Annotated in this window: 19 protein-coding genes; 11 read left to right on the forward strand and 8 right to left on the reverse strand. The window is 61.0% G+C overall.

Going from position 1 to position 12,472, the window contains the following annotated elements; translation table 11 throughout:
* Positions 1-27: 27 nt before the first annotated feature.
* The 4 genes from GKIL_RS20850 to GKIL_RS20865 form a co-directional block, all read right to left on the reverse strand.
* Positions 28-810 carry a transporter substrate-binding domain-containing protein gene (locus GKIL_RS20850; RefSeq protein WP_023175877.1) on the reverse strand — a complete coding sequence of 261 codons (783 nt, stop codon included), beginning with the start codon at positions 808-810 and terminating at the stop codon, positions 28-30.
* Positions 810-1,169: a 50S ribosomal protein L20 gene (gene rplT / locus GKIL_RS20855; RefSeq protein WP_023175878.1), complete on the reverse strand. Its 360-nt coding sequence runs from the start codon at positions 1,167-1,169 to the stop codon at positions 810-812. Before rplT ends, GKIL_RS20850 begins: the two co-directional genes overlap by 1 nt.
* A gap of 27 nt (positions 1,170-1,196) precedes the next feature.
* Complete coding sequence (gene rpmI, locus GKIL_RS20860) at positions 1,197-1,394, reverse strand: 50S ribosomal protein L35 (protein WP_023175880.1); 198 nt, start codon at positions 1,392-1,394, stop codon at positions 1,197-1,199.
* Positions 1,395-1,477: 83 nt separating this feature from the next.
* Positions 1,478-1,891, reverse strand: a complete 414-nt coding sequence (locus tag GKIL_RS20865; RefSeq protein ID WP_023175881.1) for a stalk domain-containing protein — start codon at positions 1,889-1,891, stop codon at positions 1,478-1,480.
* Between the two features lie 112 nt (positions 1,892-2,003).
* Here GKIL_RS20865 and GKIL_RS20870 point away from each other — a divergent pair, with 112 nt between their 5' ends.
* The 8 genes from GKIL_RS20870 (at position 2,004) to GKIL_RS20905 (ending at position 7,402) form a co-directional block, all read left to right on the forward strand.
* The gene (locus GKIL_RS20870; RefSeq protein ID WP_023175882.1) at positions 2,004-3,065 is read left to right on the forward strand and encodes an NAD-dependent epimerase/dehydratase family protein; all 1,062 of its coding nucleotides are present in this window, start codon (positions 2,004-2,006) and stop codon (positions 3,063-3,065) included.
* A 3-nt stretch (positions 3,066-3,068) separates the two neighbouring features.
* Positions 3,069-4,235: a class I SAM-dependent methyltransferase gene (locus GKIL_RS20875; protein ID WP_023175883.1), complete on the forward strand. Its 1,167-nt coding sequence runs from the start codon at positions 3,069-3,071 to the stop codon at positions 4,233-4,235.
* A gap of 68 nt (positions 4,236-4,303) precedes the next feature.
* Positions 4,304-4,789 (forward strand): allophycocyanin subunit alpha-B, encoded by a 486-nt coding sequence (apcD, locus tag GKIL_RS20880; protein ID WP_023175884.1) that lies wholly within the window; start codon positions 4,304-4,306, stop codon positions 4,787-4,789.
* A gap of 4 nt (positions 4,790-4,793) precedes the next feature.
* Positions 4,794-5,396, forward strand: a complete 603-nt coding sequence (locus GKIL_RS20885; RefSeq protein WP_023175885.1) for a chromophore lyase CpcT/CpeT — start codon at positions 4,794-4,796, stop codon at positions 5,394-5,396.
* Entirely contained in the window at positions 5,393-5,599 is a 207-nt protein-coding gene (locus GKIL_RS20890) for a hypothetical protein (RefSeq protein ID WP_023175886.1), read from the forward strand. The genes GKIL_RS20885 and GKIL_RS20890 overlap by 4 nt, the downstream gene beginning before the upstream one ends.
* A gap of 303 nt (positions 5,600-5,902) precedes the next feature.
* Positions 5,903-6,421 carry a globin family protein gene (locus GKIL_RS20895; protein WP_023175887.1) on the forward strand — a complete coding sequence of 173 codons (519 nt, stop codon included), beginning with the start codon at positions 5,903-5,905 and terminating at the stop codon, positions 6,419-6,421.
* A 23-nt stretch (positions 6,422-6,444) separates the two neighbouring features.
* Positions 6,445-6,933 carry a globin family protein gene (locus tag GKIL_RS20900; RefSeq protein ID WP_023175888.1) on the forward strand — a complete coding sequence of 163 codons (489 nt, stop codon included), beginning with the start codon at positions 6,445-6,447 and terminating at the stop codon, positions 6,931-6,933.
* A gap of 154 nt (positions 6,934-7,087) precedes the next feature.
* Entirely contained in the window at positions 7,088-7,402 is a 315-nt protein-coding gene (locus tag GKIL_RS20905; RefSeq protein ID WP_023175889.1) for a hypothetical protein, read from the forward strand.
* Here GKIL_RS20905 and GKIL_RS20910 read toward each other — a convergent pair.
* The 4 genes from GKIL_RS20910 to GKIL_RS20925 form a co-directional block, all read right to left on the reverse strand.
* Positions 7,399-7,998 (reverse strand): HEAT repeat domain-containing protein, encoded by a 600-nt coding sequence (locus GKIL_RS20910; protein ID WP_023175890.1) that lies wholly within the window; start codon positions 7,996-7,998, stop codon positions 7,399-7,401. The genes GKIL_RS20905 and GKIL_RS20910 overlap by 4 nt on opposite strands.
* A gap of 10 nt (positions 7,999-8,008) precedes the next feature.
* The gene (locus tag GKIL_RS20915; RefSeq protein WP_245595879.1) at positions 8,009-9,307 is read right to left on the reverse strand and encodes a HEAT repeat domain-containing protein; all 1,299 of its coding nucleotides are present in this window, start codon (positions 9,305-9,307) and stop codon (positions 8,009-8,011) included.
* A 96-nt stretch (positions 9,308-9,403) separates the two neighbouring features.
* Positions 9,404-9,898 carry a class 1 C-phycoerythrin subunit alpha gene (cpeA, locus tag GKIL_RS20920; protein WP_023175893.1) on the reverse strand — a complete coding sequence of 165 codons (495 nt, stop codon included), beginning with the start codon at positions 9,896-9,898 and terminating at the stop codon, positions 9,404-9,406.
* A 93-nt stretch (positions 9,899-9,991) separates the two neighbouring features.
* Positions 9,992-10,528: a globin family protein gene (locus GKIL_RS20925; RefSeq protein WP_023175894.1), complete on the reverse strand. Its 537-nt coding sequence runs from the start codon at positions 10,526-10,528 to the stop codon at positions 9,992-9,994.
* Between the two features lie 210 nt (positions 10,529-10,738).
* On the opposite strand from GKIL_RS20925, the gene GKIL_RS20930 reads away from it, so the two are divergent.
* Genes GKIL_RS20930 through GKIL_RS20940 form a run of 3 tightly spaced genes read left to right on the forward strand, consistent with a single transcriptional unit; the run spans position 10,739 to position 12,471 of the window.
* Complete coding sequence (locus GKIL_RS20930; RefSeq protein ID WP_023175895.1) at positions 10,739-11,323, forward strand: phycobiliprotein lyase; 585 nt, start codon at positions 10,739-10,741, stop codon at positions 11,321-11,323.
* Between the two features lie 13 nt (positions 11,324-11,336).
* Positions 11,337-11,888: a phycobiliprotein lyase gene (locus GKIL_RS20935; RefSeq protein WP_023175896.1), complete on the forward strand. Its 552-nt coding sequence runs from the start codon at positions 11,337-11,339 to the stop codon at positions 11,886-11,888.
* Positions 11,875-12,471: a chromophore lyase CpcT/CpeT gene (locus tag GKIL_RS20940; RefSeq protein WP_023175898.1), complete on the forward strand. Its 597-nt coding sequence runs from the start codon at positions 11,875-11,877 to the stop codon at positions 12,469-12,471. The genes GKIL_RS20935 and GKIL_RS20940 overlap by 14 nt, the downstream gene beginning before the upstream one ends.
* Position 12,472: the final 1 nt, after the last annotated feature.

The following is a 12,472-nucleotide window of genomic DNA, read 5'->3' on the forward strand; positions in this document are numbered from 1 at the left end:
ACTTTTTAGCAGTGGCTCCGCTGCAACTCACGATCTTCCTGCCAGTCCCCAGAAGCGGGCGCGCTCGGCGAGCCAGCCCTGCTTGAGCAACTGCGCTATCTGTTCGTTGACCCAGCGCCGGAGCGAATCGCTCGCCAGACCCCGGGGCATGGCGACGGCCAGACCGCTGGTGCCGAGGTCGGTACCGAGCAGGCGGTAGGCGGGATGAAACTGTGCCCAGCCTCCGAGCACGGAGCTATCGGCGGCAAAGCCGCTGACTTGGGCTGCGGCGACAGCTTCGACGCCCTGCGCGTAAGAAGCTACCGGTACCAGCACGGCGTGGGGCAAAAAGTCGTGCAGAGCCTGCTCGCTGTTGGAGCCTGCCAGCACCGCCAACTGAGCGCGGTCGAGATCGCCCAGGGTGCGGCTGGTGTCGCCCTGCTTGAGGAGGACTGCCTGGCTGACGGTGAGATAAGGATAGCTGTAATCGACCGCCCGCGCCCGTGGCACGCTGACGCTCAAGTTGGCGATGACCAGATCGACTTGTTGTCTTTGCAAGAGCGCCAGCCGGTCCTGGTTGCGCACCGCGACGAGCTTGAGGGCGTCCGGCCTGCCAAAAAGAGCAGTGGCCAGCGCACGGGCCAGATCGATTTCAAAACCGGCCAGCTCGCCCCCACGGCTCCGAAAACCAAGAGGAAACAGATCGTCCTTGACCGCGACGATCAGATACTGGCGCTGGCGAATCGCCTCAAGGGGGGCAGCTTGAAGCGGCAGCGGCAGCGCCGCCCAGATAAGCATCGGACCGGCCAGGGCGAAAAGCCTGCGCCGCATCAGTGGGACCGGGCAGCACGGGCAACCTGAGCAACGGCAGCAAATGCCTCAGTATCGGTGACCGCCAGTTGAGCCAGCATCTTGCGGTTGAGGGCGACGCCCGACTTGTGCAGTCCATCGATGAGGCGGCTGTAGGACAGACCCTCGGTGCGCGCCTGGGCATTGATGCGCACGATCCACAGCGAGCGGAAGTCGCGCTTTTTGGTGCGACGGTGGCGATAAGCGTAGCGCAACGCCTTCATCACCTGCTGGTTGGCGGCGGTGAAGAGCTTTGAATGGCTGCCCCGGAAGCCTTTGGCAAGTTTGAGAATCTTTTTGCGGCGCTTGCGGGCGACGTTGCCGCGCTTGACACGGACCATGACACTACTCCAAGGGTAAAAAGCGAACTACAGATAGGGGCACTGACGAGTGATCTTGTAGAGATCGCTCTCGGACGCCTCGGCCTTGACAGAGATGCTGCGCACCCGCGAACGCGACTTGTGCTGCATCAGGTGATTTTTGCCGGCGCGCAACCGGCGGATCTTGCCGCTGCCGGTGCGCTCGTAGCGCTTGGCGGCGGACTGGCGCGTCTTCATCTTGGGCATCGGCTTTTCTCTCAGGTCACAGGTGCCCGGTGGGCACGAATATCTATAGTACTGCAAAGCGGCGCTGCTCGGCGAGGGTGCCCCTAGCGGGCGATCGGAATCAGCGCTGGTCCTTCGCTTGCGGCGGGCGAAAAGGTGACCTGGCGGGTATGAATGCGCCAGTGGACAGTGACATAAAAAATCTTTTGCACCGCATCGAGGGGCACGTACAACTCTTCGCCCCGCCAGTAGGGGGCAACGCTCAAGACGATCAGCTGGCGATTGAGGGTGAGTACGGTCCCGTCGCTGATCGACGCTTCTTGATTCGCAAATTGCAGGTTAACGGCCCGGTCCGCCGGCAGCACGCGCAGGTTGGCCCGAAACGCCTGAGCGACGGCCATCAGCGAGACATAAGGCTGGCCCCGGCTCATCGTCACATCGAAGGGCAGGTCGTCCGCCAGAAGCGGCCACCCCCCCAAGCAGCCCAAAAGACAAAAGAGCACAACCCATCGGCGCATGGCGTCATTATTCCTCGAAATGGCAAAAGTTGAATAGTGCCCCTGGAGAGATCGCCTGCAAATGGTATGATGTTACGTCCCCGAGGGACAGACGGTTCATCTACAGGGATCTATGCAAACGGTTCTGATTACAGGTTCAGCGGGTCTGATCGGCTCCGAGTCGGTGCGTTTTTTTGCCGGGTTGGGTATGCGGGTGCTGGGAGTCGATAACGACATGCGCTCTTACTTTTTTGGCCCCACCGCCTCGACCGCCTGGAACCGGCAATTGCTCGCGGAGCAGTACGGCACGCTGTACCAGCACTACAGCGTCGATATTCGCGACCAGCAAGCGCTCGAAGCGATCTTCTCCGAGCACAACAGCGACATTCAGCTCATCGTCCACACCGCTGCCCAGCCCAGCCACGACTGGGCCGCCCGTGAACCGCAGGTAGACTTTACGATCAACGCCAACGGCACTCTCAATCTTTTAGAGGCGACGCGCCAGTTCTGCCCCGAGGCGGTCTTCATCTTTACTTCGACCAACAAAGTCTATGGCGATCTGCCCAACTTCTTACCCCTTATAGAGGAGCCGTTGCGCTGGGAGATCGCTCGCGAGCACCCCTACTACCGGGGCATCGACGAATCGATGTCGATCGATCAATCGAAGCACTCACTATTTGGTGCTTCTAAAGTGGCCGCCGACGTACTGGTGCAGGAGTATGGCCGCTACTTCGGTCTAAAAACGGCCAGCTTCAGAGGTGGTTGTCTTACCGGTCCTGCCCACTCCGGCGCGCAGTTGCACGGCTTTCTTGCCTACCTGATGAAGTGTACCGTCACCGGTTCGCCCTACACGATCTTTGGCTACAAGGGCAAGCAGGTGCGCGACAACATCCACAGCTACGATCTGGTCAACGCCTTCTGGCACTTTTATCGCCGCCCGCGCGCGGGCGAGGTCTACAACATCGGCGGTTCGCGCCACAGCAACTGCTCGATGCTCGAAGCGATCGCCATCTGCGAGGATCTCGCAGGCCGCAAGCTCAGCTACACCTACACCGACGACAACCGCTCGGGCGATCATATCTGGTACATCTCCGATGTGAGCAAATTCCAGGCCCACTACCCCGAGTGGCACTACAAGTACGACCTGCGCGCCATCCTCGAAGAACTCTACACGGCCCAGGCCGCAAAGGTCTAAATCGTGGACATCACCCGCGCCGTTCAAAATCTCTACGAGCGCTATCCCTTTCCGCCGGATCCGGTGAGTGCGGCCCCGCCCCCCGGCTGGAACTGGCGGTGGAGCTATAGCTTTGCCCACAGCTTTTGTCTGGGCGCTCGGCCAGAGCCACGAGGCGATCTGCGCATTCTCGACGCCGGTTGCGGCACCGGCGTGGGCACCGAGTACCTGGCCTACCTCAATCCGGAGGCGACCGTGGTAGCGGTCGATCTAAGCGAAGCGTCCCTCGCGATTGCCCGGCGTCGCTGTACCAAATTTGCCAACGTCCAGTTTCAGCAGTTGAGCCTTACCGACCTCGATCAGCTGCCCGGTCAGTTCGATCTGATCAACTGCGTGGGCGTGCTGCACCACCTGGCCGATCCGACAGCCGGTATTCGGGCTCTCGCAGCGAAGCTGGCTCCCGGCGGGCTGTTGCACATCTTTGTCTATGGCGAGTTGGGCCGCTGGGAGATCCGGCTGATGCAGGAGGCGATCCGGCTTCTCGCCCAGCCGGACGATCGACTGGGCGACGGTCTTAAAGTGGGTCGTGCCCTGTTTGAGGCACTGCCCGACAACAACCGCATCAAGCAGGCCGACCAGCGCTGGATCTTAGAAAATCACAACGACGCCTGCTTCGTCGATATGTACCTGCAGGTCCAGGAAGTGCGCTACACCATCCCAACCCTCTTTGATCTGATTGGCGCTTCGGGTCTTAAATTTCTGGGCTTCTCCAACCCCGACTTCTGGCAGATCGATCGCCTGGTAGGGCGGGTGCCCTGGCTTGGGGAGCGGGCAGCGAGTCTGGGTGAGCAGGAGCGCTACCGGCTTATCGAACTGCTCGATCCGGTGGTGGCCCACTACGAATTTTTCTTGGGCAGGCCGCCCCTTGAGCGCACCGTCTGGAGCGACGCGGCGATCGAGGCCGCGCTCCCCTTTCGCTGCCCTTATATCCATCCCTGGCCCGAAAAGCAGGTGTTCGACCACGAGTTTCGCGTCGTCGATCTCACTGACGCCGAATTTGCCTTCTTAGAGCGCTCCGACGGCAGGCTACCGGTTTTCCAGATTCGGGGGGAGGTCAGTCTGGAGCGCATCCGGGAACTGCTTGGGCACTTTTTGCTGCAGTTGTCCCCCTCAAGTACAATGCGTGCGTAGGTGTCCGTCAGGTGGTCCGGCCTGTCTAGCAACGATACCCGACACCCGCGAGAGGATAGGAGAACACTATGAGTGTCGTACTGACGACGATTCTCGGAGCCGACGAGCAGTTGCGCTACCCGAGCGTCGGTGAACTCGAACAGATCAAAAGCTTCATGGAGGATGCACCCGTCCGCCTGCAGATCGCCAAGACCCTGAGCGATGCGAGCGACCGCGTGGTCAAGCAGTCCGGCGACAAACTCTTCCAGCGCCGACCCGACCTCAATAACCCCGGCGGCAACGCCTACGGCGAGAAGCGCTTAGGTAGCTGCATCCGCGATCTGGGCTGGTACTATCGCCTGATCACCTACTCCATCGTGGCCGGCAACAACGAACCGGTCGATCGCATCGGCCTCACCGGCATCTTCGAGATGTACCGGATGCTTGAGGTGCCGATCCCGGCGATGGTCGAGTCGGTGCGCCTGCTCAAAAAAGAAGCGCTCGATCTATTGAGCCCGACGGAGGCGGAGATCGCCTCGCCTTACTTCGATTACGTGATCAACGCCATGCAGTAGGGCGATGGCGAACAATCTCATCACCCTCACAAGCTGGCTGGCGGGCGATTTTAGCAACCGCGAGCAAGCCTGGGCTGCCCCGGCCTTCTTTGCCCATATCCGCCTGTGTATGCGGCCTCTGCCCTGGCACGTCTTTGAAGGCTACGGGCTCTACTCCGAGCAGGCCGACGACTACGACTGGGCCCATCCCTACCGCGTCGTCGTCCTGCACCTCGTCGAGCAGGCCGATAGCGGCATCATCGAGTGCCGCAACTACGCCCTCAAGGACGTGGCTGCCTACTACGGTGCCTGCCGCGAACCGGACCGGGCCCGGCTGCACGCCCTCAACCTCGATCAGATGGAAGCGATGCCCGGCTGCACGTTTTTATTCCGGCGCGAGGACGACCACTTTTTAGGCCGGGTCAAACCCGGCAAGGGCTGCCGGGTGCGCCGGCGGGGCCAGGACACCTACCTCGACGGCGAGGCGAAGGTGAGTGCCGAATACTACGAGAGCATCGACCGTGGCCGCGACCTTGAAACCGATGAACAGGTCTGGGGCTCGGTCTCCGGACCCTTCCATTTTGCCAAGCAGGTAGACTTTGCCCACGAGGTCACAGCATTGCCATGAGCACCGAACTCCAGCGCCTCGAAGTTTTTCGCCGCCTGCCGCTCGGTGCCCAGCGCACCTTTATCGCCGCCACCCGCGCCAGCGAGTACCTGGCCGCCGATACCGGTTATCTGGAGTCCCTCGAGCAGGTACACCGCGAGTGCCTGGCCGCTGCTACCCCCGAACAACTCGCCCGCTACCGCCAGCCCGGTATCGAGCTTTAGGTAACAACTGTGTTTCGCCAATACCGCCAGGAGATTAACATTATTTAATGAATCATCAAAGTGCTTCTGTGTTAGAAAAAACAGGGAAGATTCTTTGCTGGCTGGCTTTCAGCCGTTTGCTCAGGAATAATCGTTAAAGGCAGGTAACAAAACGCCACTTGTCTTCATCGTCATCCACAGTGCGAACGGTTTATACTGCAGGTCTTGACTGCATATACCGATGACAGCTGCCCAGAGAGTTTTCTCGAGTTAAGAAGCTGTTTCGCTCGCAAGTCACATTCGATTGTGTAAGGAGAGCATGTAATGCAAGACGCATTCACCAGAACCATTGTTGCGGCGGATCTGCGCGGATCCTTTCTGAACGAGCAGGAGCTGGCTCAGCTGACCAACCTGATTAAGGAAAGCAACAAGCGCCTCGATGCCGTCAACACCATCACCAGCTACGCAGCCGACATCATTTCTGAGGCTGGCCACAAGCTGTTCGCCGAGCAGACCGACCTGATTCGTCCGGGTGGCAACGCCTACCCCAACCGCCGCATGGCCGCCTGCCTGCGCGACATGGAAATCATTCTGCGCTATATCTCCTACGCCCTGCTTGCAGGCGATGCCAGCGTGCTCGAAGATCGTTGCCTCAACGGTCTTAAAGAAACCTACGTCGCTCTTGGCACGCCGACCCGCTCGGTGTCCCGCGCCGTGCAGCTGATGAAGGAATCGGCGGTCAACAAGATTACCAACATCCCCGGCGTCACCCGCGGCGATTGCTCCGCCCTTGTCAACGAAGCTGCGACCTACTTTGACAAGGCCGCATCCTCCATCGCCTAACTTCATCAGGGAGAGCCAACATCATGAAAACCGTCATTACCGAAGTCATTGCCTCGGCTGATAGCCAGGGCCGTTTCCTCAACAACACCGAGCTGCAGGCCGCCAATGGCCGTTTCCAGCGCGCCACCGCGTCCCTGGAAGCCGCCCGCGCCCTCACCTCGAACGCCGACTCGCTCATCAAGGGTGCCGTCCAGGAAGTCTATAACAAGTTCCCCTACCTGACCCAGCCGGGCCAGATGGGCTATGGCGACACCAACCAGGCCAAGTGCGCCCGCGACATCAGCCACTACCTGCGCTTCATCACCTACAGCCTGGTTGCCGGTGGCACCGGCCCGCTCGACGATTACATCGTCGCCGGTCTGCGCGAGGTCAACCGTGCCTTCAACCTCTCGCCCAGCTGGTACATCGAGGCGCTCAAGTACATCAAGGGCCGCGTCAGCAGCCTGCTCTCCGGTCAGCCCCTGACCGAGGCCAACGCCTACATCGATTACGTGATCAACGCCCTCAGCTAGTCTGAACTGGTCGCGCAAGTGGTGAACCGGCCCCAGGCAGACATGCGTGGGGCCGGTTTTCGACTGTAGACCGCTTCTGTCGTTCGTGAGTGCTTGCCAAGAGGAGTGCCTGCTTGCGCTCATTTGTTTGTTTGACTGGAACAAGGCAAGGAAGATGCTGCCACCGCAAGCTTGCAAAAAGATGCAAAGCTGGATCCGCAGTCGGCACCTGATTTGTTCGGGCAACTTCTTCGTTCTCGAGACGCTAGGCTACTCGACGGTCGAGCGCTTCGGCGAATGCGTCGCGAGCGTTGGTGGTACGCTCATCGCCGTCGATCCGGTAGACAAGATCTGGATGGGCAACCATCGCCAGGTGATTCTTTATCGGGCCCGCGCCAGTCTCAACACCCAGTTTCTCCACGATCTCAAGCAGTACTGGGTCAAGTACGGCAGCCTTTATACCCGCTTTGACGAGCGCTGCGTGTTCTAGCGCCAGGGGGTGCTCCGCAAGCGCTCCAGAGCGTGGGCGATCGATTCGCGAATGTAGGGGTCGGTGTCCGGCTGGTCTTCGAGAGTGACGAGCGCTGCTGTGGCCCGCTGATCGCCGATCGAGGCGAGAGCGCCGATGGCGGCCATGCTCAGCAGAATATCCTCGCTCGTAATGGCCGCCATCAAAAGCTCGACGGCGGGCGCTCCGACGGTGCTGAGGGCTCCGACAGCCGCCAGCCGCACCCCAGGGTCCGGATCCTTGAGAGCCGCCTGCAGGGCACTTAAGCCCGCCTCCAAGAAGGGCTCCTCCGAAAAATTGAGGGCAAGGGCGGCGAGGGCGCTGGCACAGGCTGTCCGCACCGCTGCTGTGGGATGGTTGCGCAGTTGGGCAGCTAGAGCCGGTACGGCGGGTGATCCGACCAGAGCGAGGGTCTGGGCAGCGGTGCGCCGGTAGTCGCTGTCTTCGCTGGTTGTGACGAGCGCGATCAGCGCGTCGATCGTCTGCTCGTCGGCGGTCTCGGCAATCTCGCGCATCGCCTTTTCGCGCAGGTGCGGGTTTTTGTGCCGGAGGTAGGGGTACTGCTCGTCGAGGGTCATGCTCGTAGCCTCAATGGGTGAGGGCGGCCTGGGCAAGGCGGCTGGCCCGCGTGCGGATGAGCCAGTCCTCATCGTCTTTGAGAACCTCACAGCCTGAAAGATCGCCCAACTGGGTGAGGGCGAGCAGGCAGCTATATTTGAGTTCCCAGATGGGCAGGCCCAGACAGCTCTTGAGTTCGGCGACCGCACGCGGATCGCCTAGTTGAGCCAGAGCAATGGCGGCGGCGGAGCGGGACTTCATAAACTGGGGCCGCCGGTCCTGCAGGGCAGAGACGATTAGATCGTAGGACGGGGTGTGGCGCAACCAGCCCAATAGTTTGACGATGTGGTAGTGGGCACCGTAGTCGTTGTGACCAGCTGCTTCGTAAGTGGCAAGCAACGCCTTCGCCGCGTCCGGGTACTGCTCGATAATCGTCTGGGTGGCCAGGTAGCAGCGCCCAAAGTCGGTGCCATACAGTTCGCTCAGCAAAAATTCGAGCACCGGCGTCTGATCGTAGCGGTGGACCAGTTTGAGGCCAGCGGGGTGGTCCTTGAGGGTGCGATCGAGGCTGGGTTCGACCGCATCGAAGAAAATTGCCCCCGACGGCACGCCTCGATCGGCCAGATGACGGATCGCCCTGAGGCGAAAGACGACCGAGACCGGGCAGGCCGCAATTTCGCTCATCGCCGGATAGTACTCGACATCCATCAGATCCTGGAGCACGCCCCGGCGGGCATTGACGTTCGGATGCTGCAGATAGTCCATCAGGGCCGCTGCCCGGCTTTGATCGCCGGTGAGCTTGCTTGCCGCCGTGATCGCGGCGCTCGCGATCGGGGGCTCCGAAGACTGCTCGAAGGCGACGATCCGTTCGAGGGCCGGCTGGTAGTTTAATTTGGCGAGCACCTGGATAATCGTGCGGTAGCTCTGGGCTGGTCTTGTGAGCACACTGGCAATCGCTTCGAGAATTGCCGGGTCGGTGGTGCCAATCTCACCGATTGCCCAGACGGCATTCTCGACGGTGTAGCTGTCCTCTTCGCTCAGGCAGGCGCGAATATAAGGCAGCGCCCGCTCGGCTTTGAGCCGCCCCAGCGTCTCGATCGCCTTGCGGCGGGCAATGCGATGGTCGAGGGCCGGATTGGTATCTTCGATCGCCGCGATCAGGGCGCTGATCGAGCGGTCCGTCGGAAAATTGACCAGATGGGCGGCTGCGATGTAGCGGTCGGAGGTGTCCTCCATCTGCTCCAGCGGCATCGTCAAAAACGCAATCGCCTGCTCCTCGCCCAGCCCAGGAAAGATATTTGAAAAGCGGTTCTCCATTGCTCTGCCCACCGAAATAACCGTAAAAAGCTCCCGAAGCATTCCCTTGCTTAACAAAAGCAAGGTCGCAGCGGGAGCTTTCTCACTGTATCAAAGCGACAGCGCCAACTAGCTGAGGGCGTTGATTACGTAGTCGAGGTAGGCGCGGAACTCGGTCAGCGCCTGGGGCGACATGTCGCGGGGGGCGCAGGCGCGGTCACGGGTGTACTGGAAAGCCGCAACGTATGCCTGGGTGGGCAGGTTGAGGGCGCGATAGACTTCGCGCGCACCCGAGATGCCCCACTCGTCGAGCGGACCGGTGCCGCCAACGACCAGCGAGTAGTTGATGAGCCGCAGGTAATGGTCGATGTCGCGGTAGCACTTGGCCACCTTCTCAGCCGAATCACCGGCTTCACCCGCCTGCTTGAGGTAGGGATACTTTTTGAAGACGACATCGCCGGCTTCTTTGACGACGGCATCGTGGCCGGCAGACAGCTTCTCGGCAGCCTCAAGGCGGGCGGCGGCGCGCTGGATGTTGCCCTGGACGGACTCCAGATCCGAGCCGCTCGGGAAACGACCGGCTGCGTCAGCGGCGGTGATGACAGTGGTGACGACAGACTTCATGGCTTCAGAAATCTCCTAAGACGAAAATGGCAGAATGAATGACCCTGACCCTGCCACAATGGCAGGTTCCGGTTCACAACGAGGGCGAGCGGACTAGCGCAGCGCCGCCGTCGCCTTGTCAAAGTAGCTGGCAGCCTCAGCCGCGAGCGCCGAGCAATCGCCGGAGGGCGTGTCGATCTTGCGCTTGCTGGCGGTGTTGTTGATGAAAGCCACAACCGAAGCCTTGGCAATGTTCATCGCCCGCACGGTGGAAGGAACCGGCACCCCAAGGGCAATGTAGGTTTCCTTGAGGCCGTTGAGCGCCCGATCTTCGAGCACAGAAGAATCGCCCGCCAGGAGAGCGTAGGCGATATAGCGCAGGACGATTTCGAGGTCGCGCAGGCAGGCGGCGGTGCGGCGGTTGGTGTAGAGGTTGCCACCGGCGGAGATCAAGCCGGGATTTTCGTTGACGATACCGGCGAGCGCATCGGAGACGATGCAGCTGGCGTTGCTGGTGATCGCATTGACGGCGTCGAGACGCTTGTTGCCAGCGGCGATATACTGCTTGAGCGCGGCGAGTTCAGCACCGCCGATGTAAGCAGTCTTTGAATCGGCAGCAACTACGGCTCTTGAAAAAGCATCAAGTACCATCGAGTTCTCCTTAACAAATTGCAACAAGAGTTGACTTGACGCTAATTACGATACGCGAAGGGGTGTCCGTAGTCTCAACTACCGAAAAGAAAGTAATAAACTGTAACCTGGCATGTTCACCCTGGACAGCACCTACAGTTTTCAGCGCTGGCGTCTGGTCGGTAGAGCGGTGGTTTCAGCTATCATCGGACGGGGATCAAGGAGGCATAGATGGACGCAATGGAATTTTTCCGGCGCAGCGCTGGCCGCTGGCAGTCGCAGCGCACGACGCACCATCTCGCCTTTCGTCGCTCGGAGGCGGGAGAGTCGGAGATTGCGGTGGACACGCTGAGGGCCGATGCGCCCCAGGTCGTCGAACTATGCAAGCTGCACGGGATCGATCCGGCGGGAGCGGCGGGGGCGACGCTGGTGAGCTGGCAGGGCCGCATGGGCTGGGACCGCGAAGAAGAAAACCACAGTGGTGCAACAGTGATGGTGCTGGTTCCCGACGATGCGGGCGGGCGGACGGGGCAACTGTTGCGGGAGCGCGGCTACGCCGAGGTGGCACCGGTGGTCGGGCGCTATTTTATGGACGACGAGGACGGCCTCAATTTGATCACCGAGTACGAGACGATGAGTGTGGTCGAGCGCTTCTGGTTCATCACCCCCGATCTGCGCCTCAGGGCCAGTACCCTCAAGCGCTTCGGCGGCTTCAGCACTGCCACTTATTGCACCGAGACGCGATTGACGGACGAGGCTGAGCAGGCAGCCGATGCGTCACCAATCAGGCAGCCCGTCTCCTTGTGGAGCTGGTAGACAGGATTTTGCCGTGGACGTCAGGACGATCGAGCAATTTCTTGAACTGTCGATTGGCCGCTGGCGCTCGCAGCGCAGCGGTCACCATCTCGCCTTCGGCCACTTCGAGGAGGTGCGCTCGACCATCGACATCACCGCCCTGGCGGGGGACGATCCGGCGGTAATCGAGCTGTGCCACCAGCACGATGTCGCTGCCGGGGCAATCTCGCATCCGTTTGCGATGCACTGGCAGGGCGAGTCCGATTGGGACGAGAACGCTGCCTTCGAGGGCAGCAATGTGCTGGTGCCGGTTCCGGATCTGGCCGATCCGAAGGCCGGACGCCTGCTGCGCGACAAAGGCTATGCCGAGACGGTCGCGGCTGTCGGGCGCTACGCCCTCCAGCCGGACGGCACATTCTTGCTGATCACCGAGTACGACCGGGCCAGCGCTGAGGAGCGCATCTGGTTTGCCACACCCAACCTCCGCTTTCGGGTCTCGCTCATCAAGACCCGCGACGGCAACGGCGTGATGACCGCTTCTTTTTCTTCTGAAATCCGTTCCCTTCCCAGCCATGAGCAAAAGTGACCTGCTCCTTCTGGCCCACTGGATGGCGGGGGACTTCAGCAACCGCGATCAGGCTCTCGCCCAGCCCCAACTTTTTGCCCACATTCATATCTACTTCCGGCCTCTGCCCTCTGCTTTTTTCGGCACACCGGGCTTTTACTCCGAGCAGGTCTACGACTACGACCTGTGGAACCCCTATCGCCAGGGTGTCCACCGGCTGGTCGATCTGGGCGACAGTATCGTTGTTGAAAACTACGGTCTCAAGGAAGCCGCCCTCTACGCCGGGGCGGGCCACGACCGCGACATCCTGCTCACCATTCCCCGAGATGGCCTGGAGCGCCGCCCCGGCTGCGCGATGGTCTTTCGCCGCGAGGGTGAGCACTTTTTGGGCAGCGTCGAACCTGGCAACCGCTGCTTGATCCAGCGCAATGGCCGTCAGACCTACCTGGTGAGCGAAGTAGAACTGAGCGAGACCACCTGGGAAAGCCTCGATCGGGGCATGGACATCGATACCGACGAGCAGGTCTGGGGTTCAAAGGCGGGTCCGCTTGTATTTAAGAAGCACCAGAGCTTTGCCGCAGAAGTCCAGGCCGATGGCGTCTGAA

Source organism: Gloeobacter kilaueensis JS1, assembly GCF_000484535.1.
GTDB classification, from domain to species: Bacteria; Cyanobacteriota; Cyanobacteriia; order Gloeobacterales; family Gloeobacteraceae; genus Gloeobacter; species Gloeobacter kilaueensis.

Coding starts and splice junctions, on each gene's coding strand:
- GKIL_RS20930 (WP_023175895.1), top strand. CDS start 10,739: ATGGACGCAATGGAATTTTTCCGGCGCAGCGCTGGCCGCTGGCAGTCG.
- apcD (WP_023175884.1), top strand. CDS start 4,304: ATGAGTGTCGTACTGACGACGATTCTCGGAGCCGACGAGCAGTTGCGC.
- GKIL_RS20910 (WP_023175890.1), bottom strand. CDS start 7,998: ATGACCCTCGACGAGCAGTACCCCTACCTCCGGCACAAAAACCCGCAC.
- rpmI (WP_023175880.1), bottom strand. CDS start 1,394: ATGCCCAAGATGAAGACGCGCCAGTCCGCCGCCAAGCGCTACGAGCGC.
- GKIL_RS20900 (WP_023175888.1), top strand. CDS start 6,445: ATGAAAACCGTCATTACCGAAGTCATTGCCTCGGCTGATAGCCAGGGC.
- GKIL_RS20905 (WP_023175889.1), top strand. CDS start 7,088: ATGCTGCCACCGCAAGCTTGCAAAAAGATGCAAAGCTGGATCCGCAGT.
- GKIL_RS20850 (WP_023175877.1), bottom strand. CDS start 810: ATGCGGCGCAGGCTTTTCGCCCTGGCCGGTCCGATGCTTATCTGGGCG.
- GKIL_RS20865 (WP_023175881.1), bottom strand. CDS start 1,891: ATGCGCCGATGGGTTGTGCTCTTTTGTCTTTTGGGCTGCTTGGGGGGG.
- GKIL_RS20885 (WP_023175885.1), top strand. CDS start 4,794: ATGGCGAACAATCTCATCACCCTCACAAGCTGGCTGGCGGGCGATTTT.
- GKIL_RS20895 (WP_023175887.1), top strand. CDS start 5,903: ATGCAAGACGCATTCACCAGAACCATTGTTGCGGCGGATCTGCGCGGA.
- rplT (WP_023175878.1), bottom strand. CDS start 1,169: ATGGTCCGTGTCAAGCGCGGCAACGTCGCCCGCAAGCGCCGCAAAAAG.
- GKIL_RS20925 (WP_023175894.1), bottom strand. CDS start 10,528: ATGGTACTTGATGCTTTTTCAAGAGCCGTAGTTGCTGCCGATTCAAAG.
- GKIL_RS20870 (WP_023175882.1), top strand. CDS start 2,004: ATGCAAACGGTTCTGATTACAGGTTCAGCGGGTCTGATCGGCTCCGAG.
- cpeA (WP_023175893.1), bottom strand. CDS start 9,898: ATGAAGTCTGTCGTCACCACTGTCATCACCGCCGCTGACGCAGCCGGT.
- GKIL_RS20890 (WP_023175886.1), top strand. CDS start 5,393: ATGAGCACCGAACTCCAGCGCCTCGAAGTTTTTCGCCGCCTGCCGCTC.
- GKIL_RS20940 (WP_023175898.1), top strand. CDS start 11,875: ATGAGCAAAAGTGACCTGCTCCTTCTGGCCCACTGGATGGCGGGGGAC.